Annotated in this window: 24 protein-coding genes; 13 read left to right on the top strand and 11 right to left on the bottom strand. The window is 67.4% G+C overall.

Annotated features, from left to right (window positions below):
- Positions 1-117: 117 nt before the first annotated feature.
- The 3 genes from AC07NY_RS03645 to AC07NY_RS03635 all read left to right on the top strand — a co-directional run bounded on the left by AC07NY_RS03645 (position 118) and on the right by AC07NY_RS03635 (position 2,759).
- Positions 118-753: a hypothetical protein gene (locus AC07NY_RS03645; protein WP_494581889.1), complete on the top strand. Its 636-nt coding sequence runs from the start codon at positions 118-120 to the stop codon at positions 751-753.
- Between the two features lie 288 nt (positions 754-1,041).
- A complete protein-coding gene (locus tag AC07NY_RS03640; RefSeq protein WP_494581887.1) occupies positions 1,042-1,989 on the top strand; it encodes an ABC transporter ATP-binding protein in 948 nt (315 codons plus the stop codon).
- The gene (locus tag AC07NY_RS03635) at positions 1,989-2,759 is read left to right on the top strand and encodes an ABC transporter permease (RefSeq protein WP_494581885.1); all 771 of its coding nucleotides are present in this window, start codon (positions 1,989-1,991) and stop codon (positions 2,757-2,759) included. The genes AC07NY_RS03640 and AC07NY_RS03635 overlap by 1 nt, the downstream gene beginning before the upstream one ends.
- Before the next feature lie 25 nt (positions 2,760-2,784).
- Here the strand turns inward: AC07NY_RS03635 and AC07NY_RS03630 are convergent, their stop codons facing one another.
- Together AC07NY_RS03630 and AC07NY_RS03625 are read right to left on the bottom strand one after the other, a co-directional pair.
- Positions 2,785-3,636 (bottom strand): class I SAM-dependent methyltransferase, encoded by an 852-nt coding sequence (locus tag AC07NY_RS03630; RefSeq protein ID WP_492285347.1) that lies wholly within the window; start codon positions 3,634-3,636, stop codon positions 2,785-2,787.
- Positions 3,637-3,657: 21 nt separating this feature from the next.
- Positions 3,658-5,019 (bottom strand): APC family permease, encoded by a 1,362-nt coding sequence (locus tag AC07NY_RS03625; protein ID WP_494581883.1) that lies wholly within the window; start codon positions 5,017-5,019, stop codon positions 3,658-3,660.
- A 196-nt stretch (positions 5,020-5,215) separates the two neighbouring features.
- On the opposite strand from AC07NY_RS03625, the gene AC07NY_RS03620 reads away from it, so the two are divergent.
- Entirely contained in the window at positions 5,216-6,835 is a 1,620-nt protein-coding gene (locus tag AC07NY_RS03620) for a peptide chain release factor 3 (RefSeq protein ID WP_492285349.1), read from the top strand.
- Positions 6,836-6,956: 121 nt separating this feature from the next.
- Here AC07NY_RS03620 and AC07NY_RS03615 read toward each other — a convergent pair whose 3' ends face one another.
- A complete protein-coding gene (locus tag AC07NY_RS03615; protein ID WP_494581881.1) occupies positions 6,957-7,433 on the bottom strand; it encodes an Lrp/AsnC family transcriptional regulator in 477 nt (158 codons plus the stop codon).
- A 178-nt stretch (positions 7,434-7,611) separates the two neighbouring features.
- Here AC07NY_RS03615 and AC07NY_RS03610 point away from each other — a divergent pair, with 178 nt between their 5' ends.
- From AC07NY_RS03610 to AC07NY_RS03600, 3 genes are all read left to right on the top strand, one after another.
- Complete coding sequence (locus AC07NY_RS03610) at positions 7,612-8,133, top strand: cysteine dioxygenase (RefSeq protein ID WP_494581879.1); 522 nt, start codon at positions 7,612-7,614, stop codon at positions 8,131-8,133.
- Positions 8,134-8,208: 75 nt separating this feature from the next.
- A complete protein-coding gene (locus AC07NY_RS03605) occupies positions 8,209-8,799 on the top strand; it encodes a glycoside hydrolase family 19 protein (protein ID WP_494581877.1) in 591 nt (196 codons plus the stop codon).
- Positions 8,800-8,947: 148 nt separating this feature from the next.
- Complete coding sequence (locus AC07NY_RS03600) at positions 8,948-9,457, top strand: TspO/MBR family protein (RefSeq protein ID WP_494581875.1); 510 nt, start codon at positions 8,948-8,950, stop codon at positions 9,455-9,457.
- Here the strand turns inward: AC07NY_RS03600 and AC07NY_RS03595 are convergent.
- The 3 genes from AC07NY_RS03595 to AC07NY_RS03585 all read right to left on the bottom strand — a co-directional run bounded on the left by AC07NY_RS03595 (position 9,454) and on the right by AC07NY_RS03585 (position 11,331).
- Positions 9,454-9,828: a response regulator gene (locus tag AC07NY_RS03595; RefSeq protein ID WP_494581874.1), complete on the bottom strand. Its 375-nt coding sequence runs from the start codon at positions 9,826-9,828 to the stop codon at positions 9,454-9,456. The two genes, AC07NY_RS03600 and AC07NY_RS03595, sit on opposite strands and share 4 nt — an antisense overlap.
- 9 nt (positions 9,829-9,837) lie before the next feature.
- Positions 9,838-10,395 (bottom strand): hypoxanthine phosphoribosyltransferase, encoded by a 558-nt coding sequence (hpt, locus tag AC07NY_RS03590; protein WP_257732653.1) that lies wholly within the window; start codon positions 10,393-10,395, stop codon positions 9,838-9,840.
- 135 nt (positions 10,396-10,530) lie between these two features.
- A complete protein-coding gene (locus tag AC07NY_RS03585) occupies positions 10,531-11,331 on the bottom strand; it encodes a zinc-ribbon domain-containing protein (RefSeq protein ID WP_494581873.1) in 801 nt (266 codons plus the stop codon).
- A 266-nt stretch (positions 11,332-11,597) separates the two neighbouring features.
- Between AC07NY_RS03585 and ftsE the strand changes: the two genes are divergently transcribed.
- The 5 genes from ftsE (at position 11,598) to AC07NY_RS03560 (ending at position 15,407) form a co-directional block, all read left to right on the top strand.
- Positions 11,598-12,221, top strand: coding sequence for a cell division ATP-binding protein FtsE (gene ftsE / locus AC07NY_RS03580; RefSeq protein ID WP_492286091.1), 624 nt, complete (start codon positions 11,598-11,600; stop codon positions 12,219-12,221).
- On the top strand, positions 12,208-13,170 hold the full coding sequence (locus AC07NY_RS03575) for a cell division protein FtsX (RefSeq protein ID WP_494581871.1): 963 nt from the start codon (positions 12,208-12,210) through the stop codon (positions 13,168-13,170). Before ftsE ends, AC07NY_RS03575 begins: the two co-directional genes overlap by 14 nt.
- A 106-nt stretch (positions 13,171-13,276) precedes the next feature.
- Positions 13,277-14,083 (top strand): YdcF family protein, encoded by an 807-nt coding sequence (locus AC07NY_RS03570; RefSeq protein ID WP_494581869.1) that lies wholly within the window; start codon positions 13,277-13,279, stop codon positions 14,081-14,083.
- 18 nt (positions 14,084-14,101) lie between these two features.
- Positions 14,102-14,902: a lysophospholipid acyltransferase family protein gene (locus AC07NY_RS03565; protein WP_494581867.1), complete on the top strand. Its 801-nt coding sequence runs from the start codon at positions 14,102-14,104 to the stop codon at positions 14,900-14,902.
- A 106-nt stretch (positions 14,903-15,008) separates the two neighbouring features.
- Positions 15,009-15,407 (top strand): hypothetical protein, encoded by a 399-nt coding sequence (locus AC07NY_RS03560; protein WP_494581865.1) that lies wholly within the window; start codon positions 15,009-15,011, stop codon positions 15,405-15,407.
- Positions 15,408-15,560: 153 nt separating this feature from the next.
- On the opposite strand, the gene AC07NY_RS03555 is transcribed toward AC07NY_RS03560, so the two are convergent.
- Positions 15,561-16,130 carry a gamma-glutamylcyclotransferase gene (locus AC07NY_RS03555; RefSeq protein WP_494581863.1) on the bottom strand — a complete coding sequence of 190 codons (570 nt, stop codon included), beginning with the start codon at positions 16,128-16,130 and terminating at the stop codon, positions 15,561-15,563.
- Positions 16,131-16,299: 169 nt separating this feature from the next.
- On the opposite strand from AC07NY_RS03555, the gene AC07NY_RS03550 reads away from it, so the two are divergent.
- Entirely contained in the window at positions 16,300-17,343 is a 1,044-nt protein-coding gene (locus AC07NY_RS03550; protein ID WP_494581861.1) for a DUF2125 domain-containing protein, read from the top strand.
- 273 nt (positions 17,344-17,616) lie between these two features.
- Here AC07NY_RS03550 and rpoH read toward each other — a convergent pair whose 3' ends face one another.
- The 4 genes from rpoH to AC07NY_RS03530 form a co-directional block, all read right to left on the bottom strand.
- Positions 17,617-18,513, bottom strand: coding sequence for an RNA polymerase sigma factor RpoH (gene rpoH, locus AC07NY_RS03545; protein ID WP_199088205.1), 897 nt, complete (start codon positions 18,511-18,513; stop codon positions 17,617-17,619).
- A 218-nt stretch (positions 18,514-18,731) separates the two neighbouring features.
- Positions 18,732-19,760 (bottom strand): RluA family pseudouridine synthase, encoded by a 1,029-nt coding sequence (locus tag AC07NY_RS03540; protein WP_494581860.1) that lies wholly within the window; start codon positions 19,758-19,760, stop codon positions 18,732-18,734.
- 45 nt (positions 19,761-19,805) lie between these two features.
- Positions 19,806-21,524, bottom strand: coding sequence for a heme biosynthesis protein HemY (locus tag AC07NY_RS03535; RefSeq protein WP_494581858.1), 1,719 nt, complete (start codon positions 21,522-21,524; stop codon positions 19,806-19,808).
- Between the two features lie 18 nt (positions 21,525-21,542).
- On the bottom strand, positions 21,543-23,390 hold the full coding sequence (locus AC07NY_RS03530; RefSeq protein WP_494581856.1) for a uroporphyrinogen-III synthase: 1,848 nt from the start codon (positions 23,388-23,390) through the stop codon (positions 21,543-21,545).
- Positions 23,391-23,601: the final 211 nt, after the last annotated feature.

Below are 23,601 nucleotides of genomic sequence, written 5' to 3'. Positions count from 1 at the left end.
TGCCTTAGGTCATCCCATGCGCCAACACGCTCCAGCGTCGCAGGGTCTAGCGCTGCTGCCACGGCCTGTCGTGCCGGCCCCGGATGCTGACGGCGATAAAGCTCGGCGAGCCCTCTCATGCCCCTTCCCAACCGCGTCAGACCCGATGGCACGCTCTTCGCCGATCCGGCGCGCGGCACCTTCTACGGCAATCGCGGCGGCCGCTTTCACGATCCCACGGCACATGAGGTGCCCAGCCGGATTCAGGCGACGCATCACTGGCTCTGCTGCGTTCTCTCGTTCAAGGGACGCAAGCGCAAGGTCTGGGGCCGCGGCTATACCGAGCTGTTCTTCTGCGACGAGGTGACGGCGCTCGCGGCGGGCCATCGCCCTTGCATGGAGTGCCGGCGCCAGGACGCGCTCGCCTATCGCGATGCGCTGGTTCGAGGCCTCGGCCTGCCCGAGACGCCACTCTTTCCCGATCTCGACCACATCCTCGATGCCGACCGCCGGGACGGCCGGATGAAGCGTACGCACCGGCTGGCCGCTGAACAATTGCCGGATGGAGCGATGCTGCGATCGGAGGACGGTGCAGCGTTCCTGGCGCTGCGCGGCGCGTCCGCCCTGCTCTGGTCGCCGGGTGGCTATGTCGCGCAGCAAAAGCGCCCGACCGGAACGGTGACCGTGCTCACGCCGCCCGCCACGCTGGCCGCACTGGAACAAGGCTACCGCCCGCAATGGCATCCGAGCGCAGAGGCGTTCGGCGCAGACTGACGGCCCGCTGGCAGGAACTTTCTCCCTCCGAAAAACGTTGCCGCAGCATCATCGATCCAACGAGGGGCTGACACATGCGCTCGATCATTCTGTGGCTTGTAGGCGTTCCGATCCCGATCATCATCCTGTTGTGGTTCTTCATGAAGTAGCGTGCGGTTGCGTCGCGTGGAGAAGGCCGGGCCCTACGCCCGGCCTTTTCGTTTCGCGGCGCTTCCCGCCATGAACTGACAGGCGATCATGCTTTCCCCGCATGACCCCGCCATCGCAACCACGCAACGGCTCCCCTATATGCCGCCCATGTCAGACACGTCCTCGCCGATCATCTCGGTCTCCGGCCTCTCGAAGACCTACGCCTCCGGCTTCAGCGCGCTGAAAGCGGTCGACCTCGCGATCAGGCGCGGCGAGATCTTCGCCCTGCTCGGTCCCAACGGCGCCGGCAAGACGACGCTGATCAGCATCGTCTGCGGGCTGGTCCGGCCGAGCACCGGCACGGTCACGGCCGATGGCCACGACATCCTCACGGACTATCGCGCCGCCCGCGCGGCCATCGGCCTCGTGCCGCAAGAATTGACCACCGACGCCTTCGAGACGGTGTGGTCGACCGTGAATTTCAGCCGCGGCCTCTTCGGCAAGCCCCGCGATCCCGCCCTGATCGAGCGCATCCTGAAAGATCTCTCGCTCTGGGAGAAGAAGGACAGCCAGATCCGCATGCTCTCGGGCGGCATGAAGCGGCGCGTCATGATCGCCAAGGCGCTCTCGCACGAACCGCGCATCCTCTTCCTCGACGAGCCGACCGCCGGCGTCGATGTCGAGCTCCGGCAGGACATGTGGCGGATGGTGCGGCGGCTGCGTGACGAGGGCGTCACCATCATCCTGACGACGCATTACATCGAGGAAGCCGAGGAGATGGCCGACCGCGTCGGCGTCATCTCCAAGGGCGAGATCATCCTGGTCGAGGAGAAGGCCGAGCTGATGCGCAAGCTCGGCAAGAAGCAGCTTTCGCTCCAGCTCCAGCAGCCGATCGCGGCCGTGCCGGAAGCGCTGGCGAGCTTCGATCTCAGGCTCTCCGCCGCGGGCGACGAGATCGTCTACACCTACGATACCCAGGCCGAGCGCACGGGCATCACCACCTTGCTGCAAGGCCTCGCCGAGGCCGGCATCCGCTTCCGCGACCTCAGCACCAGCCAGAGCTCGCTCGAGGACATCTTCGTCAGCCTGGTCAAGGAGCGCCGCTGATGACCGGCTTCAACCTGCACGCCATCGCCGCGATCTACCGTTTCGAGATGGCTCGCACCTGGCGCACCCCGCTCCAGAGCATCGTCTCGCCCGTGCTCTCGACCTCACTCTATTTCATCGTCTTCGGCGGCGCGATCGGCTCGCGCATGCAATCGGTCGAGGGCGTGCCCTATGGCGCGTTCATCGTGCCCGGCCTGATCATGCTCTCGCTCCTGACGCAGAGCATCGCCAACGCCTCCTTCGCGATTTATTTCCCGAAATTCACCGGCACGATCTACGAACTGCTCTCCGCCCCCGTCGCCTGGTGGGAGGCGGTGATCGCCTATGTTGGCGCGGCCGCGACCAAATCGATCCTGCTCGGCCTCATCATCCTGCTGACCGCCGCCTTCTTCGTGCCGCTGCGGATCGAGCATCCCGTGATGATGCTATTCTTCCTCGTGCTGACGGCGACGACCTTCAGCCTGTTCGGCTTCATCATCGGCATCTGGGCCGACGGCTTCGAGAAATTGCAGGTCATCCCGCTCTTGATCGTGACGCCGCTGGCCTTCCTCGGCGGCTCCTTCTACTCGATCTCGATGCTGCCGCCGTTCTGGCAGACGGTGACGCTGTTCAACCCCGTCGTCTACCTGATCAGCGGCTTCCGCTGGAGCTTCTACGGGCTCGCCGATGTCAGCCTCGGCGTCAGCCTCGGCATGACCCTGTTCTTCCTTGTCGCCTGCATCGCGACCGTCGGCTGGATCTTCAAGACGGGCTACCGGCTCAAGAACTGAACCGGCAGTCCCGCCTCGCGATCTGTCAGCTGCTGGAACGGGTCGCCTGCCAGTCCAGCTTGGCGCCGGCCGCCTCGCTGCTGCCGGTCATGCGGTCGTTGTCGACGCGCCCGGTATAACTGCGCCCGCCGGCCATGAAGCTGATCTCGCCGCCCTTCATGCGGGCGTCCGAGATCGGCTGCGCTTTGCCGGCGACCGTCAAGGTCCCCGACAGCTTCTGGAAGCTCTGCGCCAGCTTCAGCTCGCCGTCGCCGAGCCGCCACGTGCCCGCGACCTTGGCCGGCACGACCCAGTGATAGGCCCGGCAATAGCTCGAGCAGTTATCGGCGACGACCGCGGTCTCGTCCGGCTCCCAGTCATCCATCATGAAGGTGTTGGAGACGACGCGAGTACCCGGCTTCATGTTGAGGATCGTCGGCCGCAGCTTGAGATTGAGCTCCGGCAGCAGGAACAGCGTCAGCACCGTCGCGTCGGAGAAATTCGTCTCGAAGATGTCGCCCTCGACGAAGCGCGCCTTGTCGGTCACGCCCTCGGCCTCCGCCGTGCGCTTCGACAGCGTCACGAGGTCAGGATTGTACTCGATACCGAGCGCTCGCACGCCGCGCTTGGCGGCCGAGATGACGGTACGCCCATCGCCCGAGCCGAGATCGATCAGGTAATCGTCCTTCGTCAGCTTGGCCATCTGGAACATGCGATCGATCAGGACCTGCTGGGTCGGCACCCAAACGACATCCTTGCCGGGCTGGCCGGAGCGCGGCACATAGTCGGGTACGGCGCTCGGGTCCTTCGTCGCCTGGACGGGCTGGGCCTGAACGGCGAGCGGCGCGAGCAGGCCGATGGCGCAAGCGGCAGTGAGGATGCGAACGATCTTCATCATGTCTCTCCTGTCGAACGGTCGTTACTTGAGCGGGGCAGGTGCGGCATCTGCGGGCAAGGCGGCCTCGGGCTCCCGGCGACGGAACAGCAGCAACGGCAGGCCCGCCAGCACCACCGCGAGGCCGACGAGCGCGCCCTTGCCGGTATAGGCGAGGCTCGCATGCAGCATGTAGGCGCAAGCCAGGCAGAACAGGATCGGCGTCAGCGGATAGAGCGGCACCTTGAAGGGCAGCGTCCGCCCGGGCTCGCGCCAGCGCAGGATCGGGAGCGCGAGCCCCACCAGCAGCAGGAAGGCCCAGAACACCGGCGCGCTGTAATCGACCATCGCCTGGAAACCGTCGCGGCTCGCTGCGCCAAGCCCGACCAGCAGCAGGGCGACCGCGCCTTGCAGCAGGAGGCCGTTGGCCGGCGCCCGCCCGCGCTCGTCCCATTCGCCGACGCGCGGCAGCAAGGTAACGTCCCGCGCCATCGCGAAATAGACGCGCGCGCCGGTGAAGATCGTGGCGTTCAGGGTCGAGAGCGCCGCGACCACGATCGCGAGGCTGACGATCAGCGCGCCCGGCTCGCCCGCGACCCGCCGCATCATGTCGGCGGCGACCGCCTCCGAACGGCGCAACCCGTCGAGACCGAGGATCGCGAGCAGCGCCAGATTGGCGAGAACATAGATGGCGATCAGGATCAGCGTGCCGATCGTCAGCACCTTCACCATGTTGCTGGCGGGGTCCTTGAGCTCGCCCGAGAGATAGGCGGCCTCCGACCAGCCGCCATAGGTCAGCAGCACGAAGACCATGGCGAGCCCGATGGCGGCCGATGCCGGCGCGGGCGCAGCCGCCTGCGGCGGCGCCTCACCGCCCCCGAACAGCCCGAGCAGGATGATCGCCCCGAGCGCGCCGACCTCGACGAAGGTCATGACGATCTGCATCCTCTTGCTCTGGGTCGTGCCGATGACGTTGAGCGCGGTCAGCGCGACGATCGAGAGCGCCGCATAGATCGCCGGTCCCATCGGCCCGATCGGCGCGATCTGTGCCGCGTAGTCGCCGAGCACAAAGGCGACGGCGGCGATCGCGCCGGTCTGGATCACGGTCCCGCGCGCCCAGCCGAACAGCATCGCGACCGGCCGGCCATAGGCCCGGGTCAGGAAATGATACTCGCCACCGGCATGGGGATGGGCGGCCGCGAGCTCGGCATAGCAGAGTGCGCCGATCAGCGTGACGATGCCGCCCGCGACCCAGACGCCGATGAAGGCGGCCTCGCTCCCGACATTGGCCGCGACGATCGCCGGTGTCTTGAAGATGCCGATACCGACGACGATGCCGACCATGATCGTCACCGCATCGAAAACGGACAGGGTTGGCTGCGGCTCGGCCTTCGCGGCTGCGGGCATTCAGTCCCCCTCGATTGGCATGGAGTCGTACGACGGAAGTCGGATCGGAGAATGCGGCGGGAATGGCGGTTGTTCCGCTCACAAACCGGTCGGCAATGCTCACGGAACCGTGAGCAGGGCGTGATTGCGCGTGTTGCCCGGCGCGCAAGCCGAGAATGATTGACTTCCCCCGCCTCATCCTGTCTTCACACCGGCCATGACCGATCTTTCGACCCTTCAGGCCCCGGTGGCCGAGGCGCCGCATGCGCGCCGGCGCACCTTCGCCATCATCTCGCACCCGGACGCGGGCAAGACGACGCTGACCGAGAAGCTGCTCTATTTCGGCGGCGCCATCCAGCTCGCCGGTGAAGTGCGCGCCAAGCAGGGCCGCCGCCAGACCTCGTCGGACTGGATGAAGATCGAGCGCCAGCGCGGCATCTCGGTCGTCACTTCTGTGATGACCTTCGAATATGGCGGGCACGTCTTCAACCTGCTGGATACGCCCGGCCACGAGGACTTCTCGGAAGACACCTATCGCACGCTGACCGCCGTCGACGCCGCCGTCATGGTGATCGACGCCGCGAAGGGCATCGAGGACCGCACCAAGAAGCTGTTCGAGGTCTGCCGGCTCCGCGACATCCCGATCGTCACCTTCATCAACAAGGTCGACCGCGAGACGCGCGATCCCTTCGACCTGATCAACGAGATCGAGACGACGCTGGCGCTCGACGTCGCGCCGATGACCTGGCCGGTCGGCCGCGGCCGCGAATTCGTCGGCACCTACGACCTCAAGGCCAATACCTTCCGCCGCAACCAGAAGGGCGACGAGCGCGCCGAGGACCGCCAGGTCTCCGGCTGGGACGACCCGCTCTTCGACGAATTGCTGCCGCATGGCGCCGCCGAGACCTGGCGCGAGGAGGTCTTCCTCGCTGCCGAAGGCCTGAAGCCCTTCGACCTCCAGGCTTTCCGCGAGGGCCATCTCACGCCGCTCTATTTCGGCGCGGCCTTGCGCGACTACGGCGTGCGCGACCTGATCGATGCGCTGGGCGCCTATGCCCCGAGCCCGCGCGCCCAACTCGCCGACAAGCGCCCGATCGAGGCGGATGAGCCGAAGATGACCGGCTTCGTCTTCAAGATCCAGGCGAACATGGACCCGAACCATCGCGACCGCATCGCCTTCATGCGCATCTGCTCGGGCAAGCTGACCCGCGGCATGAAGGCCAAGCTCGTCCGCACCGGCAAGCCGATGCCGCTCAACGCGCCGCAATTCTTCTTCGCCCGCGACCGCTCGATCGCCGAGGAAGCCTTCGCCGGCGACATCGTCGGCCTGCCGAACCACGGCACCTTGCGCATCGGCGACACGCTGACCGAGGGCGAGGACATCGTCTTCAAGGGCGTGCCGAGCTTCGCCCCGGAAATCCTGCGCCGCGTCAAACTGAAGGACGCGATGAAGGCCAAGAAGCTGCGCGAGGCCCTGCAGCAGATGGCCGAGGAAGGCGTCGTCCAGCTCTTCCTGCCGCATGACGGCGCGCCCGCCATCGTCGGCGTCGTCGGCGCCCTCCAACTCGACGTGCTCAAGGAGCGCATGGACGCGGAATATTCGCTCCCCGTCGATTTCGAGCCCTGCCAGTTCTCGATCGCCCGCTGGGTCTCCGCGGACGACAAGGTCGCGCTGGCAAAATTCGTCGGGCTCAAGCCCTCGGCCATGGCGGACGATCTCGACGGCGACCCGGTCTTCATGGCGTCCAGCCAGTTCACGCTGAAATACGATGCCGAGCGCGCACCCGACATCACCTTCTCGGACGTGAAGGACTACCAGAAGGTCACGAAGGCCTGAGCGAAGGCTCCACCGTCATTCTCGGGCGAGGCATCGCCTCGACCCGAGAATCTCAGGCAGGAGAAGGCACCGGAGCCGTCGTGTCATGAGATGCTCGGATCAAGCCCGAGCATGACCCGCCTTATCCCTCCCCCGCGAAACCCAGCGGGATCGCCGAGGTCGATTTCAGCTCCTCCATCGCGAACATCGAGGTCACATCGCTGAGATCGATGCGCGAGATCAGCTTCTTGTAGAGCGCGTCATAGGCGGCGATATCGGAGACGCAGGCCTTGAGCAGGTAGTCGATCTCGCCGCTCATCCGGTAGAAATCGACGATCTCCGGCAGGTCTTGAACAGCCGCGTGGAAGCGCTCCAGCCATTCCATCGAATGCCGCGCAGTCCGCACGGCGATGAAGACGGTGACGCCGGCCTTGAGCTTGGTGCGATCGAGCAGGGCGACGCGGCGCTTGATATAGCCGCCCTCCTCCAGCTTCTGCACCCGCCGCCAGCAAGGCGAGGACGATAGCCCCACCGCCTCGGCGAGTTCGGCAAGCGGCAGGCTCGCATCCTCCTGCAGGCGCGCCAGGATACGCAGGTCGAAAGCATCGAGCTTGGCCATGGCCTCTCGCTGGAAACAGAATCAACTTCCTTCCAGAGGAATGAAGCGAAGAGGAATTTCCACATATCATCGCATAAGGGGTATCACTTTCCAATTGGGGATGAAAATTCTCCAACTCCGCAAACCGCTGCCCCCATTCGCGCCCTATCATTTCCCAAGTGATCCAGAGGGGAACGGCATGCAGGGTTTTCTCAGCGAAGAGCGGCGCGGGGCCGTGCTGCGCAATCTGCGGACCGATGCCGGCACGATGACGCGCGATTACCTGAGCGCTGCCCGCGCGGTGCTACAGGAACTCGTCGCCATGCCCGACCTGATCCAGCGCCTGCCGCTGGAGCGCAAGGCCGGCTGCTACAGCCGCAACCTGCTCGCCGGTGACGAGAACGTCAGCGTCTGGGCGATCGTCTGGGGCGAAGGCTCGATGACCTCGATCCACGACCATCATTGTTCCTGCTGCTTCGGCGTCGTCTCCGGCACGGTCACCGAGACCTGGTATCGCGCCATCGACGCCAATCGCGCCGTGCAGACCGAGGAACAGGAGCGCAAGCCGGGCTACGTCGCCTGCATGCTGCCCTCGGGCCCGAACATCCATCGCATGCGCAATTTCGGGCCGGGCGAGGCGATCTCGATCCATATCTATGGCTTCGATCACGAGGTGCACGCTTCTTCGATCGAGACCGAATACAACGCCGTCAGCGGCTGATCTCTTCGCGCCAGGCATTTTATCCCCGGCACCGCGGCAGCGGCGATGATGCCCTCCTTCTCGGAGGGCATTTTCATGTCGATGCGCGCCATCGGAACCTGGATCGGTATCGACCACGCCCCCGAGCCGGGCCTGACGGTCACCCGCGAGCGCCTGCTGCGCCTCGCACCCTCCGCCAATACCACGATCATCGCCGGCATCGCCGAACGCTTCGATGAGCTGGCCGATGATCACGCCATCGCGACACCGCGGCGCATCTGCCATTTCCTGGCGCAGGCCGCCCATGAAACCGACGGTTTCCGCACGCTCGAGGAATATGGCGGCCCCGCCTATTTCATCCGCTACGAAGGCCGCCGCGATCTCGGCAACCTCCAGGCCGGCGACGGCATTCGCTATCACGGCCGCGGCATCTTCCAGCTGACCGGCCGCTCGAATTACGGCCGCTTCGGACAACTTATCGGCATCGACCTGGAGGCGCAGCCGGAGCGGGCAAAGGAGCCTGAAACCTCGCTGCGCGTCGCTTTCGCTTATTGGACCGAACGCGCCATCAATGCTGCGGCCGATGCCGACGACATCGAGCGCGTGACCAAGCTGATCAACGGCGGCCGCAACGGTCTGGCCGAACGCAGGCGCTATCTGAAGAAGGCCAAGGGAATCTGGTTCTGAGAAACGTCCATTCCCTCAGAATGAGCGAAAAGGCGCATCGTCAGAACGCTCTCCCGGAAAAGTTCCATGAGAAGCGGGAATGCTCGCTGCATGCGGCAAGCAGGCGCTTCACCTTGCGAGACGGGCCGCACCGCCCCATCATCGCACCATGACGACGCCTGCCGACATCCGTGCCGACCATCGCCCGCCGCTCTGGGCGGCGCTCGCCATAGCGATCTTGCCGGTCGTGACCGCCTCGATCGCCGGCAGCACTGTTACCGTCCCGCAGATCCCGACCTGGTATGCCGGGCTCGCCAAGCCGCCCTTCAACCCGCCGAACTGGATCTTCGCGCCGGTCTGGACCACGCTCTTCGCGTTGATGGCGCTTGGCGCCTTCCGCATCCTGCGCCTGCCAGTGGGCATCCCCGGCCGCCGGCGCGCGCTGCTGGTCTATCACCTGCAGCTTCTCTTCAATATCGCCTGGTCCTTCGCCTTCTTCGGCACCAACAGCCCGGTCGCAGGCCTTGCGGTCATCCTGCCGCTGCTGGTCCTGATCGCAGCGACGATCGCGGCCTTCCGGCCGCTCGACCGGCTGGCCTCCAACCTGTTCTGGCCCTATCTCGCCTGGGTCGCGTTCGCGACGCTTCTCAACGCCTCGATCTGGTGGCTGAACCGCTAGCCGATCGAGCGCTCGATCACCTTCAGCACGGTCGCCCGCAATTCCGCAATGGTGAAAGGCTTGGCCATCACCTCGGCGACGATCGACTCAAGGCTCTTGGCCCGCTCGCGCTGCTCGGCATAGCCGGTCATCAGCATGATCGTCAGCTCCGGGAACTGCTGCTTGGCCGCGAGCGCCAGCGCGATCCCGTCCATCAGCGGCATGCGGATATCGGTCAGCAGCAGGTCGAAGCGGCCCTGCTCGGCTTCGAGGATATCGAGCGCCTCGGCGCCGTCGGATGCGGTCAGGCAGCTATGTCCGTCGAGGCCAAGGCCGCGCGCGACCAGCGTGCGCAGCGGCTCCTCGTCATCGACGACCAGAATACGCGACATGGATACTCCTCAGATGCCGGGCAGGCCGGCCTGATCATCGGTCTCGACCACGCCGACGAAGGGCAGCTGCCGATAGGAATGGGCCACGTCCATGCCGTAGCCGACCACGAAATAATCCGGGCATTCGAAGCCGACATAATCCGCCTGGATATTGACCGCCCGCTTATGCGGCTTCTCCAGCAGAACGGCGGTCGAGACCTTCCCGGCGCCGCGCGCCGCCAGCAGGTCCTTGGCGAAGGCCAGCGTCCGGCCGGATTCGAGGATGTCGTCGACCAAGAGCACGTCGCGGCCGCGCACCTCGCTCTGGACGTCGCGCAGGATCTCGACCTGGCCCGAGGAGGTCGTGCCGGCACGGTAGCTCGACAGGTGGACGAATTCGACCTGCGGTGAAAGCCCGGTGCGGTGCATCGCGCGGATCAGATCGGCGGCGAACATGAAGGAGCCCTTCAGGACGGCGACGACGAGCAGGTCCTTCGGGTTGCTGGCAGCGATGGCCTGCGCCATCTCCTCGTTGCGCCGCGCGATCGCCGCTTCGTCGTAGAGAACCCTGATGCGCCGTTCCGGCATGATGACTCCGTTTCGATATCCGGCCGTACCCCGCCCCGCGCGACGCTGATGCGCCAGCGAGCCGGTACGGCCCATGTTTGTGAACGCCGCCCGGTTCGGGGCCGGGCTGAGCGACAGACCCTCGTCCTAGCAGCCTCAGTGCTTGCTGGCGAGATTGACCGCGCTCTGCGCAGAGGTGAAGCGCACCCTGACCGACTGCCCCTGTTCGGGCGGGGAAGCCAACCGCGCCCGGAAGCGAACGAGCTCGGCGGGTTCGAGGCTCGCGCGTGGCGGCTCGGTCGTCCAGGTGTAGAGCGTCGCGCCACCGGCATCCTTGACCGCGACCTCGATCAGCGGCACCACCGTCTTGCTCTTGGTGATGTTGGTGACATCGCCCTCGACGACGAGGAAACGATTCTGGCCGTCGGCAACAACGCCGCTCTCGATCGAGCTGAGGCTGAGGCCCCGGACATTCACGGGCATGCCGATCTTCTCGAACAGTCCGGCCAATTGCGGCGCGGCACGGACAACCACCTGGCGCTGCCAGACGACGATACCGAGCAGGGCAAGACCCGCGAGCGCTGCCGCCATCGGCAGCCCCGCTCCGCCCCGGCGCAGGAAGGCGCCCGACGCCTTGCCCGGCTTGACCGGGCGCTTGCCCCGGCGCTTCGGCACGGCAGCCACCGGCGCCTCGACGACCGGAGGCTCATCGGAAACATCCTGCCCGCCGGTCTCGGCGGTCAGCGCGGTGATTTCGGCGTCGATCGCGGCGGCGCGCTCCAGCTCCTCGGCGAGCAGCGCCTGGGTCTCGGCCTCGCTGGGTGGCTCAGGGAAGGCGCTTGGCTCGACATGCCAGGACGTCTTGCAGCTGGCGCATCGCACCTTGCGCCCTTCCGGCCCCAGTTTGGCCGCGTCGAGTTCATATTGGCTCGCGCAGGATGGGCAGACGATCAGCATGGGTGCGAGCCAACTCCTTCAAGACAGTTGCCGCAAGCGCTTCGGCACGGCAGCGAAGCGCTACACCACAGCAGCAATTGCGCGCGTCTCCATTGGCGCGATTTATGGTTAACGCCTCGTGAAGAATCTTCGGCGCAGATTGCCCGCGTCACGGTCTTTCCGCGCGCGTCGGCTTGCGGTGTAGGATCGTCCGCGGATTCGCAAGAGATCGGTTCAACGAGGAAGACCGCTTGGTTCGGTTCGAGAATGTCGGCCTGCGATACGGCATGGGCCCGGAGGTGCTGAAGGACATCAACTTCAGCATCGAGCCGCGCTCGTTCCAGTATCTCACCGGTCCCTCCGGGGCCGGCAAGACGACGCTGATGCGCCTCATCCTGATGGCGCTGAAGCCGACGCGCGGGCTGGTCAACCTGTTCGGCCAGGACGTCTCGCGCCTCGAGCCCGATACGCTCACCGCCTTTCGCCGCCGGATGGGCGTGGTCTTCCAGGATTTCCGCCTGCTCGACCATCTCACGGTCTACGAGAACGTCGCGCTGCCGCTGCGCGTTCTCGGCAAGGAGGAGGCCAGCTACCGCGCCGAGGTCGTCGAATTGCTGCGCTGGGTCGGGCTCGGCGAGCGCATGCATGCCGTGCCGCCGGTGCTGTCCGGCGGCGAGAAGCAGCGCGCCGCCATCGCCCGCGCCCTGATCAGCCGGCCCGAGCTGCTCCTCGCCGATGAGCCGACGGGCAATGTCGATCCGGGCCTCGGCCGGCGCCTGCTGCGCCTGTTCATGGAGCTGCAATCGCTCGGCACCGCCGTCATCATCGCGACCCACGACCTCAACCTGATGGATATCTACGACGCCCCGCGCCTCGTGCTGGCCGACGGACATCTCCATGTCGATGCCTGAGGCCAGCGACCGGGAGCCCGAACGGACCGAGCGCGGCCTGCCGCCCAATCTCCGGCGCGACCAGCCGCTCGTCCCCGTCGACAACGTCGCCGGCCGCGCCCTGATGGCGGTGATCGCGATCCTGACCTTCCTCGCCTCGCTCAGCGCGGGTGCCGCGGTGCTTGCCGCACGCGCGTCCGATCAATGGCGCGGCGCCATCTCCAACGAGATGACCATCCAGGTCCGCCCCGATTCGCATCGCAAGATCGATGACGACGTGGCCCGTGCCGTCATGCTCGCAAGCGGGCTGAAGGAGGTCGAGAGCGTGCGCGCCGTGCCGAAGGCCGAGTCCGACAAGCTGCTCGAACCCTGGCTCGGCACGGGGCTCGACCTCGTCGAATTGCCGGTGCCGCGCCTGATCGTGCTCAAGCTCAGGTCCGAGGCTGGCTCCGATCTCGCCGGATTCGGCGCGACGCTGCGCCGCGAAATACCGACCGCGTCGCTCGACGACCACCGACTCTGGGTCCGGCGCCTCTCCGCCATGGCCGGCACCATCATCGCCTCCGGCTTCGCGATCGTGCTGCTGGTCCTGACGGCGGCAGCGCTCGCCGTCGCCTTCGCCACCCGCGGGGCCATGGCCGGCAGCCGCGACAGCGTCGAAGTCCTGCATTTCGTCGGGGCCAATGACGATTTCATCGCGCGCGAATTCCAGAGCCGCTTCATCCGGCTCGGCCTTCGCGGCGGCCTGTTCGGAGGCCTCGCGGCCATCGCCACGATCGCCGTGCTCGGCTTCCTCGCCTCGCGCTGGAGCGCGACGCCCGAGGCCGAGCAGTTGCAGGCCCTGTTCGGCGCTTTCGAGATCGGCTGGACGGGCTATGGCGCGGTCATCCTCGTCGCGCTCGTCGTCGCCGTGATCGCCGGCCTCGTTTCCCGCTTCACCGTGCGCCGCTACCTGAGGATGCTGGCATGAGCATCGCAGGGGTCGCACGACGTCAACCAAGCCTTAACCCTTGCGGCACGGCCGGACGTAGGTCCGCCGCCGTTATGCCCGATTGGCGCGCTAGGACGGCGGCGTCATGGCCATGATCGGCAGCACAGACGACCATCTCACGATGGCACGGTCTAATTCCGCGCCCCGGAGCGGCAAGCCTGCCCGGTTGATCTCGCTGCGCCGCATCCTGGGGCTCACGACGGTCACCCTCGCTGGTGCCGGCCTTCTGCTCCTGGGCATCGGCTATGCCCGTTTCGCCGGCATGATCGACGCGCGCGAGCCGGCCAGCACGCCACGTACCGATGCGATCGTCGTCGTCACCGGCGGCGCCCAGCGCGTCGGCGACGCCATGGGCCTGCTCGGGGCCGAGCGTGGGCGGCGGCTCCTGATCAGCGGTGTCAACGAGAAGACCGGCCGCGAGGAACTCGCCAAGCTGAACCCCGCCTCGCGCGACCTGCTCGCTTGCTGCGTCGACCTCGACTATCGCGCCCGCAACACCATCGGCAACGCGATCGAGGCCCGCCGCTGGCTCCGCCGCCACGGCTTCCGGTCGCTGCTGGTCGTGACCTCGAACTACCACATGCCGCGCACGCTAGCCGAATTCGCGCATGCGATGCCGGGCATCGAGCTCGTCGCCCATCCGGTCGTGACCGAGCATATCGACACGGCCGGCTGGTGGTACCGCTGGTCCACCATCAAGGTCCTCGTGCCGGAATACGCGAAGTACCTCGTCGCGCGCCTGCGCAGCCTCGTCGAGAGCGACCCGGAAACCTCGCGCCTCTCGGTGATCATCGGCGGCCGCAAGCCGGTTTCGCCGAAACCGGCCGACGCGCTCGGGCCGGCCGCCGAAAAGCGGACGCGCCTTCCGGGCGAGCATCGTCACGAAGGTTGATGGCGAAAAACCAAGGCAATGCTTGACCGGGACAGCATCTCGGGCTCATTGCGCAGCATGCTCGTCCTGCGCTCTCTCCTCTTCAACATCCTGTTCTATGCCAATCTCATCCTCTGGCTGATCTTCGCAGTCCTGCCCGCGCTCCTCCTGCCCAAGCAGGCGCTGCTGGCGGTCGCGATCGGCTGGTCGCACTCGTCGCTCTGGCTGATGCGGGTCATCGCCGGCACGCGCTACGAGGTCACAGGCACCGAGAACATCCCGCAGGGCGGCCTGATGGTCGGTGCCAAGCACCAGTCCTTCCTCGAGACCTTCGCGCTGGTCACGATCTTCCGGAACCCGGTCTTCATCCTGAAGCGCGAGCTGACCTGGATCCCGGTCTTCGGCTGGGCCCTGACCAAGATGCGGATGATTCCGGTCAATCGCGGTGCCCGTGCCCGCGCGCTGTCCGATGTCACGCGCCGCGCCAAGATCGAGCTCGGCCAGAACGGCCGCCAGCTCCTGATCTTCCCGGAAGGCACCCGCCGCGCGCCCGGCGCTCCGCCCGCGTACAAGTTCGGCGCCGCCCATCTCTATGCCGAGCTCGGCGTTCCCTGCGTCCCGGTTGCGCTGAACACCGGCCTCTACTGGCCCCGCCGCAAGTTCCTGCGTCGCCCCGGCACCGTCCGGATCGAGATCCTGCCGGCGATCGAGCCGGGGCTCGACAAGGTCGCGTTCCAGGCCATCCTGCAGGAACGCATCGAGACGGCGAGCGACCGGCTCCTGGCCCAGGGCCGCGCCGAACTCGCCGCGCGCGGCATGGACCCGCTCGCCAACTCCTGACACACCCTGACAGCAGCAGAGCCGGAAAGCGCCGACCCCATCGCCGGCAGCGCTTGACTTATCCCCATATCGTTCCCATTTTGTTCCTATCACAGGAGGAACGGATATGGCCGCTCTCGCCTATCGCTACACCCCCGATCTCTTCGACGAGGCCCCAGTCGCCCGCGAAATGCCGTTGCGCAGCACCGCCGCTCTCAGCGAGCGCCGCTTCACGGCCTGGCGCGGCCGCTCCGGCCGGCGCTATGTCGCCTCGGTCTTCTCGATCGACGACACGCATGCCCTGAGCTTCACCGACGCGGTGCTCCTCGCGATCTCCGCCGATCGGCGCGTCATTGCCGCCCGCGATTCCGGCCCCTTCGGCATCGAGGCTGCGCTCGGCCGCTGGCAGCGCGCGATCATGGCCGCAGGCGCCTGCGAGATTCATGTCCATCTGCTCGCCGAGGACGGGATGAGCCGCCGCGCCGCCCTGCTTGACCTGATGCCGGAAGCGAACCCGGAAGGCTGACTGCTCACGCTGATTTCTCACGGAACCGCGGCGTCATCCCGGACAAGCGGTGAAGCCGCGCCGATCCGGGATCCATCGTAGAGCGCCGGAGCCCTCCGATGGATCCCGGGACAGGCCCGGGATGACGATGCGGTTCCGAGAAAAGTGACTGCCCTACCCCGCCAATGGCGGATGAGGCGCACCGAGCCCCGGCGCCAGTTGCTGCGCCAGTTCCGCCAGCACCGGATCGAAGATGCCCATCTTGCGCAGATGCTCATGCGTCTGCAGCACATAGTCCGGGTTCTCGCCGGACTGGCCCCTGCCTTCCCGAACCAGCTTGAGCAACTGTTCCGGCGGCAGCTTGCCGGCATATTGCAGATGCTTGCGGTCGGCGACATAGACGATCCCGCGCACCTGCCGGCCGTCCTCCAGCTTCAGCGGCACATGACGCTCGAGATAGACCGCCGTCGCCTGCTCCCGTGCCCGGAGATAGTCCACCGTCTCCTGCGCCTGCCCGGCTGCGACGCGAAAGGCGAGTCCGCGGCAGACGCCGCCGCGATCCAGTCCCAGCACCAGCCCCGGCCGCTCCGGCGTGCCGCGATGGACATGCGAGAACACGCAAAGCGAGCGGTGATAGCCGTGCAGGCGCGCCTGCACGCTTTCCTCGAAGGCGAAGCCCGGCCGCCAGATCAGCGAGCCATAGCCGAAGACCCAGAGATCGGTTGCGCCGAATTCGGTCGTCATCCTCGTCCCATAATTTGGCCGCGCCGGCCTGCTTGCTTGAGCATCAGGCCGAAAAGCGGTACCCGCCTTTCGAGCAAATCCGGTGCCACGACAACGCGATAGACCGTCCGCGACAGCAATCCGGGCGATCTAGCGATCCGCCCGCCCCTGCGCAAGGAATGCCTGCCGCATGACCGATACTCTTCCGACGCGCCGCCGCAGCCGTTTCTGGCTCTACGGCCCTTTCATGCTGCTGGTCGTCCTCGCTGCCGCCTGGTCTGCCTTCTGGTTCTATGCGCGCGGCCGTGTCGCGGCCGAGATCGACCTCGCGCTGGCCCGTGAGGTCGAGCGCGGTCGTACCTGGACCTGTACCGACCGCTCCGTCGGCGGCTTCCCCTTCCGCATCGAATTGCGCTGCAATGCGCTATCCCTGACCTCGACCCGCTGGGGTGATGCGGTCCGCATCGAGACCGGCCCCTCCGTCGCTGTCGCTCAGGTCTATTCGCCCGGCCTCGTCATCTTCGAGGTATCCGGCCCGGCCAAGGCGACCTTGCCCGAAGGCCGCGTGCTCGACCTCAACTGGAAGAATCTCGATGCCAGCCTCGCCTGGCGTAGCCCGGAGCGCTTCGCGCTCGTCGCCAGCGAGCCGCGCGGCGTGCTGACCACGCCCGGCCTCGCCACCGAGACCTGGGGTGCGGCCACCCTTGAAGCGCATCTGCGCCGCAACCCGACGCGCCCCGCCACCGATCAGGCCGTCGACATCGCCATCTCCGCCAAGGGCACGATCCTGCCGCCGATCGATGGCCTGCTCGGCAACACGGAAGCCGGTGAGATCGACCTCCAGGCGACGCTCACCCAGGCCGAGAGCTTCCGCAAGGGCTTCAATCCCGACACTCTCGAAAGCTGGCGCACTGCCAACGGCACCTTCGAACTGACCCGCCTCGTCTCGACCAAGGGCAAGGCCCGCGTCGATGGCAGCGGTCAATTGATCCTCGATCCGCTGCACCGCGTCGCCGGCGATCTCCAGCTGGCGGCAGCCGGCATCGAGCAGATCGGCGGCCTGCGCATCGGCAACCTGCTTGGCGGCCTCGGCGGCTTCCTCGGCGGACGCGGCGGCAACAATGCCGGCGCGACGCCCGGCCTCACCACCTTGCCGCCGGTCTCGCTGCGCGAGGGCCGGGTCTTCATCGGCCCGTTCCGCCTGCCGCTCCAGCCGCTGCCGCCACTGTATTGAGTCAGCGCCCAATGAAGCGAAAGCCAAGGAAACATCCGCAGGGAACCCCTCTCCTGTAAGGAGAGGGGCAGGGGTGAGGTGTAGGCCCCTAAACCAGTTCGCATCACCTCACCGCAGCAACCTGAGGTCACGGCCAAAGCGTCCAGCGGCCTTCCCTTCACCCTGCCCTCTCCCTCCGGGAGAGGGTTCCCCGCGCCTTTTCTGTCAGGGTAGCCAATACGAAAAAGGGGCGCCTCGCGGCGCCCCTTGAACTATGTTGAAACCCGAAACTCGTCACGCCGCCGGCAGCGCCGCGCGCGGCGCCTCGATGCGGGTGATCGCCTTCTTCACGGCCTCCTGCACCTTCTCGAAGGCGCGGACCTCGATCTGGCGCACGCGCTCGCGCGACACGCCGAACTCCTCGGAGAGCTGCTCCAGGGTGATCGGATCCTCGGCCAGGCGACGCGCCTCGAAGATGCGGCGCTCGCGCGGATTGAGCACCTCCAGCGCCTCGCGCAGCGCCGAGTGGCGGTTATCCGCCTCCTCGGAATCGGCGAGACGGCGCTCCTGGCTTTCCGAATCGTCGACCAACCAGTCCTGCCACTCGCCCTCGCCATCCTCACGCAGCGGCGTGTTCAGCGACGCGTCGCCGCCGAGGCGGCGGTTCATGTCGACCACGTCCTGCTCGTTGACGCCGAGCTTGGTCGCGATCTGCTGGACCTGGTCGGGGCGCAGATCGCCCTCGCCCAGCGCCGAGATCTTGCTCTTGGCCTTGCGCAGGTTGAAGAACAGCTTCTTCTGGTTCGCCGTGGTGCCCATCTTCACCAGCGACCACGAGCGCAGGATGTATTCCTGGATCGAGGCCTTGATCCACCACATCGCATAGGTGGCGAGGCGGAAGCCCTTCTCGGGCTCGAAGCGCTTGACCGCCTGCATCAGGCCGACATTGCCTTCCGAGACGACTTCGCCGATCGGCAGGCCGTAGCCGCGATAGCCCATGGCGATCTTGGCGACGAGGCGCAGATGCGAGGTCACGAGCTTGTGCGCCGCGTCGCGGTCGCCATGCTCGCGCCAGCGCTTGGCCAGCATGTACTCCTGGCTCGGTTCCAGCATCGGGAACTTGCGGATTTCATCGAGATAACGTGACAGCCCGCCTTCGGCGGACAGGACGGGCAGCGAAGCACTCGCCATGCTCGTTCTCCTCATCGAGGCCCCCGCTTGGCGGCAGGCCCTCCGCGCGATCAACCTTCGCGCAGGCTCCGGATTCGGCAAAACGATCCAACGCTGGAACCTGTCATCGGTTCGGTCGGAACGTTCGCTTGCGGCGCCCCCTTGGCCATCCGCATCCGAACAGCCCCAGTATATGCGAACTCACTCTGGCGGAAAGGTGGCAAAACCGCCCGGTTCGCTCACAGCCGCGCGAGCGCTGCTTGCAGATTCGCAAAATCCTCGGGCGGCTCGGACTCGAACAGCATCTCTTCGCCGCTCGCCGGATGCTCGAATCCGAGGATCGCCGCATGCAGCGCCTGCCGGCCGAGCGTGGCCAGCGCGGCCTGCGCATCCACGGGCAGACGGACCGCTTTGGTGGCGAAGCCCGAGCCATAGAGCTGGTCGCCGAGCAAGGGGTGGCCGATATGGCTCATATGCACGCGGATCTGGTGCGTCCGCCCCGTCTCCAGCCGGCATTCGATCAGGCTCGCCAGCGGCTCGGTCTCATCGAGACCCTTCAGCAGCGGCGGATAGCGTTCGAGCAGTTCGATATGGGTGATCGCCTCGCGCCCGCGCCCTTCCTTGACCACGGTCATCTTCTCGCGGTTGCGGGTCGAGCGCTCGATCGGCGCGTCGATCGTGCCCTCGCGCAGGCGCGGCACGCCCCAGGCGATGGCGAGATAGGCGCGCTGGAGCGGCCCGGTGCGGCCATGGTCGGCGAACTGCTTGGCGAGCTTCTGATGCGCCCGGTCGTTCTTGGCGACGACGAGCAGCCCGCTGGTATCCTTGTCGAGCCGATGCACGATACCCGGCCGCCGGACGCCGCCGATGCCGGACAGGCTCTCGCCGCAATGGGCGATCAGCGCATTGACCAGCGTGCCGTCCTCATGCCCCCCGGCCGGATGGACGACGAGCCCCGCCGGCTTGTCGATCACGATCAGATGCTCGTCCTCGTAGACGACATCGAGCGGGATATCCTGCCCGACCGGGTCGGCAGGCTTCGCCGCCGGCATGATCAGGGCGATCGTGTCGCCTTCGACCACCTTGCGGCTGCCATCGCTGAAGACGGCGCCGTTGAGACTGACCCCGCCCTCCTTGATGACCTGCTGCAGGCGCGCGCGAGAAATCTCGCAGGCCAGAAGGGCGAGCGCCTTGTCCAGGCGTTGGCCGGCCTGCTCGGGGCCGACCGTCAGGGTGACGGCGGCATTCGGATCGAGAATGGATGTCATCGCGCCGCTATAAGGCGCAAGCGGCTCGGCCGCACGCCTTTTCGCTCAACCGAACAGCCTGAAGCCGCTCTTCTTCGGCTCCGGCGGCGGTTCCTCCTCCGGCCCCGGATCGTCGGGCGCATGCGAGACCGGGAAGATCACCGGCTTGGGCGACGCCGTCTCTCGCGGAGTGGGCTTGCTTTCGACCGGCTTGGCCTCGGCAGGCTTCGGCTCAGCGGGCTTCGCAGGCTCGACGACCGCTTCCACCGGCTTCGGCTCGACAACCGGTTTCGGCTCCTCCTTCGGGGCCGGCGGCGCAGCGGCCACGGCAGGCTCCGGCTTGGGCTCTTCCTTCGGCGCAGGTGGAGGCGGCGGAGGCGGCGGTGGCGGCGCAACCGCCGCAGGCTCGATCGTCGTGACGTTCTCCGCCTTCACTTCGATCAGCTTGGTCGAATCGTCGAGATCGGCCAGCACGTCGTCGACGGCCTGGGCCCGGTTTCCGAGCGTCGCCGGCGGCACGCTCCAGACGAAGGCATCAAGCCGGCCGGTGATCGGCGAGACCGGCATCCAATGGTCGGAAACCAGCCCGTCGGCGACCCAGGCGGCGTCACGCGGCGCCCGCGTCGCCCGCGCCAGCCATTCGCGCACACGCCCGGCGGCGCCATGTTCGGCATCCTCCAGCTCGGCCATCAGCAGGCAGGCGCGCACCGAGGCGCCCCCCGCCAGCAACGGCTTCAGAGTCTCGCGCGCCTTCTGGAACTCGCGCGCCTGGATCGCGGCGCCCGCCAGTGCCAGAACGCTCTCCGGATCCGACGGACGCAGCTTCGTCAAGGTCGTCGCCCGGTTGAGGCGATCCAGCGCGCTGTCGCCCGGCCGCGCATCGAGATAGGCGGCGGCGATATCGGGATGCGGCTCGTCCTTCCAGGCGGCTTCCAACAGCTTCGACGCCTTGCGGACGTCGCCGCGCTCGGCGAGCATCCGCCCGGCCAAAGCAGCAGCCGGCGTCAGGGCCGGCGCGAGCTTCACCGCTTCGAGGGCGGCGGCGAGCGCCTTCTCCGGTTCGTTATCCCGCGCCTGCAGGGCCTCGGCGGCCAGCAGCACAGCGCGTTGACGGCGCGCCTCGGCCTTGTCGGCGAGTCTCAGCGCCGCGCGGCGCTCGACGGCCGTGCGAGCCGCCGACCAGTCGCCGGCCTGCGTGTGGAAATCGAGCAGCGCATCATTGGCCCAGGCCAGCGAGGGTGAGCGGCGCACGGCATCGTCGGCGAAGGCGCGCGCAGCGGTGACGTCGCCGCGCCGCTTGGCCTCGACGAAGAGGCCGCGCAGGCCCAGCACCCGCGTTTCGGATTTATCCAGCATCGCCTTGAAGGCAGCCTCGGCCTGCGCCCGGTCGCCGCTCAACTGCGCGGTCTGCGCCTCCAGGAGCAGGGTCAGAGGCTCGCCCGGCACGAAGCGACGGGCCTCGCCGGTATAGCGCCCCGCCGCGACGGGATCGCCCGCGCCGATCGCGACCATGCCGCGCGACACAGCCTCGAAGCCGCGCGCCCGGCGCCGCGCCCGCGAGGACAGACTGAAAGCCGAAGGCAAGCCGAAGACGAAGCGCAGCACCGCCCAGGCCAGCAGGACGAGGAAGGCGAGCGCGACGACGCCGATCGCCGCCAGCGCGACGCTGGTCTCGATCCGGTAGCCCTGCCAGAGCACGGAAACCTCGCCCGGCCGGTCGGCAAGCCAGACGGCGCCGAAGGCAAGGCAGGCGAAAACGGCGAGGTAGACGAGAACGCGAACCATGGACCTCTCAACCCTCCGTCAGCCGGCCACGCCGAGCGCCGCGACCGCATCCTGCGCGATTTTGGCGATCGCCGCATCCGCCGCGGCACGCTTCTGCAGATCGGCGCCGAATTCCGCACTGGCACGGCGCGCTGGCTCCGGCAACTGGCCCCACAGGCTTACTGCCTTGACGATGTCGCCGGCAGCGATGGCGCTTTCCAGCCGGATGGGCAGCGTCGCCGGATCGGTCGAGCCGCTGTCGCCGACCGGACGAACCGTCACGATGCGGCTGGTCAGGGCCAGCAGCTTGTCCGTCCAGCGGTCGGAAACCGGCATCACCTCGCGCTGGAACGTCGCGCCATGCTTGCGGAAACCCGCCTGGAGCGCCTCGCGGGTCGGCGCCCCCGAAGTCGCAACCGCCGTCAGCGCGGCGAGATCGGCTTGCGCCACGCCGCTCTTTGCCAGCGCTGCGATATCACCGGCAAAGGGCCGTCCGCCGGCAAGCGCGCGCTGCACCCGCTCCGCGAGAACGATCCGCGCCGCTGCCATCGCTTCCGGACTTGCGTTCGATGCCGCCTTAGCCTGTGTCTCGACGCTGCCGAGCCGCCCCGCCATCTGGTCGAGGCGCTGACCCAAAGCGGCAGCGGCGGTCTCAGCCCGCTGAGCCTGCGCGCTGAAGGCGCTCGTATCCGGCGCCTGCGCATTGCCGAGCGAGGCGAGCTTCGCCGTGACGGCCTGAAGCTCGGAGCCGGCCTTCGTGGCCGCGTCCGACGCCACAGCCGCCTTGCGGTCAGCCGCAGCCGCGCTCGCCTGCAAGGTTTCGACCCGGCTGCGCAATTCTGCGACCGCCTCGGTACTTCCTGCTGGAGCCGACTTGGGGAGGACAAAGGACACAAGCGCACCACCGATCACGCCACCGACGAGAGCGGCCGCGGCCACCGCGAGCCAGGGCGTACGGGCCGGAGCCTCGCGTTCGGCAGCCGGACGCGTCTGCTCGACAGGCGGCGGCGAGAACTCCTGCGGCAGCGCCTCAGTCGGCGCGACCGCTTCCGGCGAAGGCTTCGCCTCATCCGCATTCTCGGCCGTTTCCGACGACACCACATTCAGGTCGACGGTCGGCGGCGTGCGCTGGAGGCTGCCACGCGGCTCCGGCCGGGCCGGATCGCCAAGGCGCTCGCGCGCCGAGACCTGCTGCAACGCCGCCAGCATCCCCGCTTCTTCAGGATGCTCCGCGACCAGAACCGTGCTGGCGCCAGCCGAGATCAGAGGCGATGCGACATCGGCAGACAATGCGACATGGGTGAGTTCGAGCGCCTCGTCGCCTACGTTGGCGGCCTGCGCCAGCGCGATGAAGGTCCGCGCCCCGCGCGCCGAATAATGCAGCGCCGCGCCGCCACCGCCATGCCGCAACGCGGCCTGCGTGTCCTCGGGCAGGACCGAGACCGGCTCGGCCGCATAGGCGGTCCAGAGCGTCACCTCGTAGCCGGCCTCGCGCAGACGGTCCGGCACATCCTCCTTGCGGTCGCGCCCGACGATCATCAGGAGCTTGGCGGGCGCCGGCAGCGTGCGCTTGATCAGCTCGATCAGGTCGTTGCGATCGCCATCGGCGCTGCGGGTATCCTCCAGCCCGGCCTCGCGCACCTTCGCAGCGGTGCGACTTCCCACGGTGAAGACCGGCAGGTCGCGCCAGGTCGCGGGTCCATCGGCCAGCGCCGGCACGCCGTTGCCGCTGGTCAGCACGATCGCGTCGAACGCACCTTCGGGCGCCGCCTCCGACAGGCGGATCACCTCGAAAAGCGGTGCGACCACGGGCTCGAAACCGTGCTCGGCGATGGCACGCGCCGTCCGTTCGGCATCGGGGCGTGGTCGAAACACGAAAACGCGCATTCAAAGCTCCTGACGAGACAGGCAACGGGCACCGGACGATCCGCAAACGATGCAGCATTCCGCGTTCGGGCTGCATTGAGGCGGAACAATGATGCCGTGCATGCCGTCTCCCATTTTGTATCCGGGGCGAAGGCAGCACCCCGCCCCTTGGCCTTGCATCCTGACCCGCACTATACGAAGGAATTGCCGGCGAGGAACTGCCGGACAAAGC

It is taken from the genome of Allobosea sp. GW821-FHT09G06 (assembly GCF_059416005.1).
This window is presented reverse-complemented; position numbering and strand designations above follow the sequence as displayed.

What these genes read in the sequence shown, in the direction of transcription:
- AC07NY_RS03530 (WP_494581856.1), bottom strand. Translation starts at nt 23,390, where the DNA reads ATGCGCGTTTTCGTGTTTCGACCACGCCCCGATGCCGAACGGACGGCG.
- AC07NY_RS03620 (WP_492285349.1), top strand. Translation starts at nt 5,216, where the DNA reads ATGACCGATCTTTCGACCCTTCAGGCCCCGGTGGCCGAGGCGCCGCAT.
- AC07NY_RS03615 (WP_494581881.1), bottom strand. Translation starts at nt 7,433, where the DNA reads ATGGCCAAGCTCGATGCTTTCGACCTGCGTATCCTGGCGCGCCTGCAG.
- AC07NY_RS03610 (WP_494581879.1), top strand. Translation starts at nt 7,612, where the DNA reads ATGCAGGGTTTTCTCAGCGAAGAGCGGCGCGGGGCCGTGCTGCGCAAT.
- AC07NY_RS03635 (WP_494581885.1), top strand. Translation starts at nt 1,989, where the DNA reads ATGACCGGCTTCAACCTGCACGCCATCGCCGCGATCTACCGTTTCGAG.
- hpt (WP_257732653.1), bottom strand. Translation starts at nt 10,395, where the DNA reads ATGCCGGAACGGCGCATCAGGGTTCTCTACGACGAAGCGGCGATCGCG.
- AC07NY_RS03535 (WP_494581858.1), bottom strand. Translation starts at nt 21,524, where the DNA reads ATGGTTCGCGTTCTCGTCTACCTCGCCGTTTTCGCCTGCCTTGCCTTC.
- AC07NY_RS03575 (WP_494581871.1), top strand. Translation starts at nt 12,208, where the DNA reads ATGTCGATGCCTGAGGCCAGCGACCGGGAGCCCGAACGGACCGAGCGC.
- AC07NY_RS03585 (WP_494581873.1), bottom strand. Translation starts at nt 11,331, where the DNA reads ATGCTGATCGTCTGCCCATCCTGCGCGAGCCAATATGAACTCGACGCG.
- AC07NY_RS03565 (WP_494581867.1), top strand. Translation starts at nt 14,102, where the DNA reads ATGCTTGACCGGGACAGCATCTCGGGCTCATTGCGCAGCATGCTCGTC.
- AC07NY_RS03600 (WP_494581875.1), top strand. Translation starts at nt 8,948, where the DNA reads ATGACGACGCCTGCCGACATCCGTGCCGACCATCGCCCGCCGCTCTGG.
- AC07NY_RS03640 (WP_494581887.1), top strand. Translation starts at nt 1,042, where the DNA reads ATGCCGCCCATGTCAGACACGTCCTCGCCGATCATCTCGGTCTCCGGC.
- AC07NY_RS03625 (WP_494581883.1), bottom strand. Translation starts at nt 5,019, where the DNA reads ATGCCCGCAGCCGCGAAGGCCGAGCCGCAGCCAACCCTGTCCGTTTTC.
- AC07NY_RS03570 (WP_494581869.1), top strand. Translation starts at nt 13,277, where the DNA reads ATGGCCATGATCGGCAGCACAGACGACCATCTCACGATGGCACGGTCT.
- ftsE (WP_492286091.1), top strand. Translation starts at nt 11,598, where the DNA reads ATGGGCCCGGAGGTGCTGAAGGACATCAACTTCAGCATCGAGCCGCGC.
- AC07NY_RS03540 (WP_494581860.1), bottom strand. Translation starts at nt 19,760, where the DNA reads ATGACATCCATTCTCGATCCGAATGCCGCCGTCACCCTGACGGTCGGC.
- AC07NY_RS03555 (WP_494581863.1), bottom strand. Translation starts at nt 16,130, where the DNA reads ATGACGACCGAATTCGGCGCAACCGATCTCTGGGTCTTCGGCTATGGC.
- AC07NY_RS03645 (WP_494581889.1), top strand. Translation starts at nt 118, where the DNA reads ATGCCCCTTCCCAACCGCGTCAGACCCGATGGCACGCTCTTCGCCGAT.
- AC07NY_RS03595 (WP_494581874.1), bottom strand. Translation starts at nt 9,828, where the DNA reads ATGTCGCGTATTCTGGTCGTCGATGACGAGGAGCCGCTGCGCACGCTG.
- AC07NY_RS03605 (WP_494581877.1), top strand. Translation starts at nt 8,209, where the DNA reads ATGTCGATGCGCGCCATCGGAACCTGGATCGGTATCGACCACGCCCCC.
- rpoH (WP_199088205.1), bottom strand. Translation starts at nt 18,513, where the DNA reads ATGGCGAGTGCTTCGCTGCCCGTCCTGTCCGCCGAAGGCGGGCTGTCA.
- AC07NY_RS03630 (WP_492285347.1), bottom strand. Translation starts at nt 3,636, where the DNA reads ATGATGAAGATCGTTCGCATCCTCACTGCCGCTTGCGCCATCGGCCTG.
- AC07NY_RS03550 (WP_494581861.1), top strand. Translation starts at nt 16,300, where the DNA reads ATGACCGATACTCTTCCGACGCGCCGCCGCAGCCGTTTCTGGCTCTAC.
- AC07NY_RS03560 (WP_494581865.1), top strand. Translation starts at nt 15,009, where the DNA reads ATGGCCGCTCTCGCCTATCGCTACACCCCCGATCTCTTCGACGAGGCC.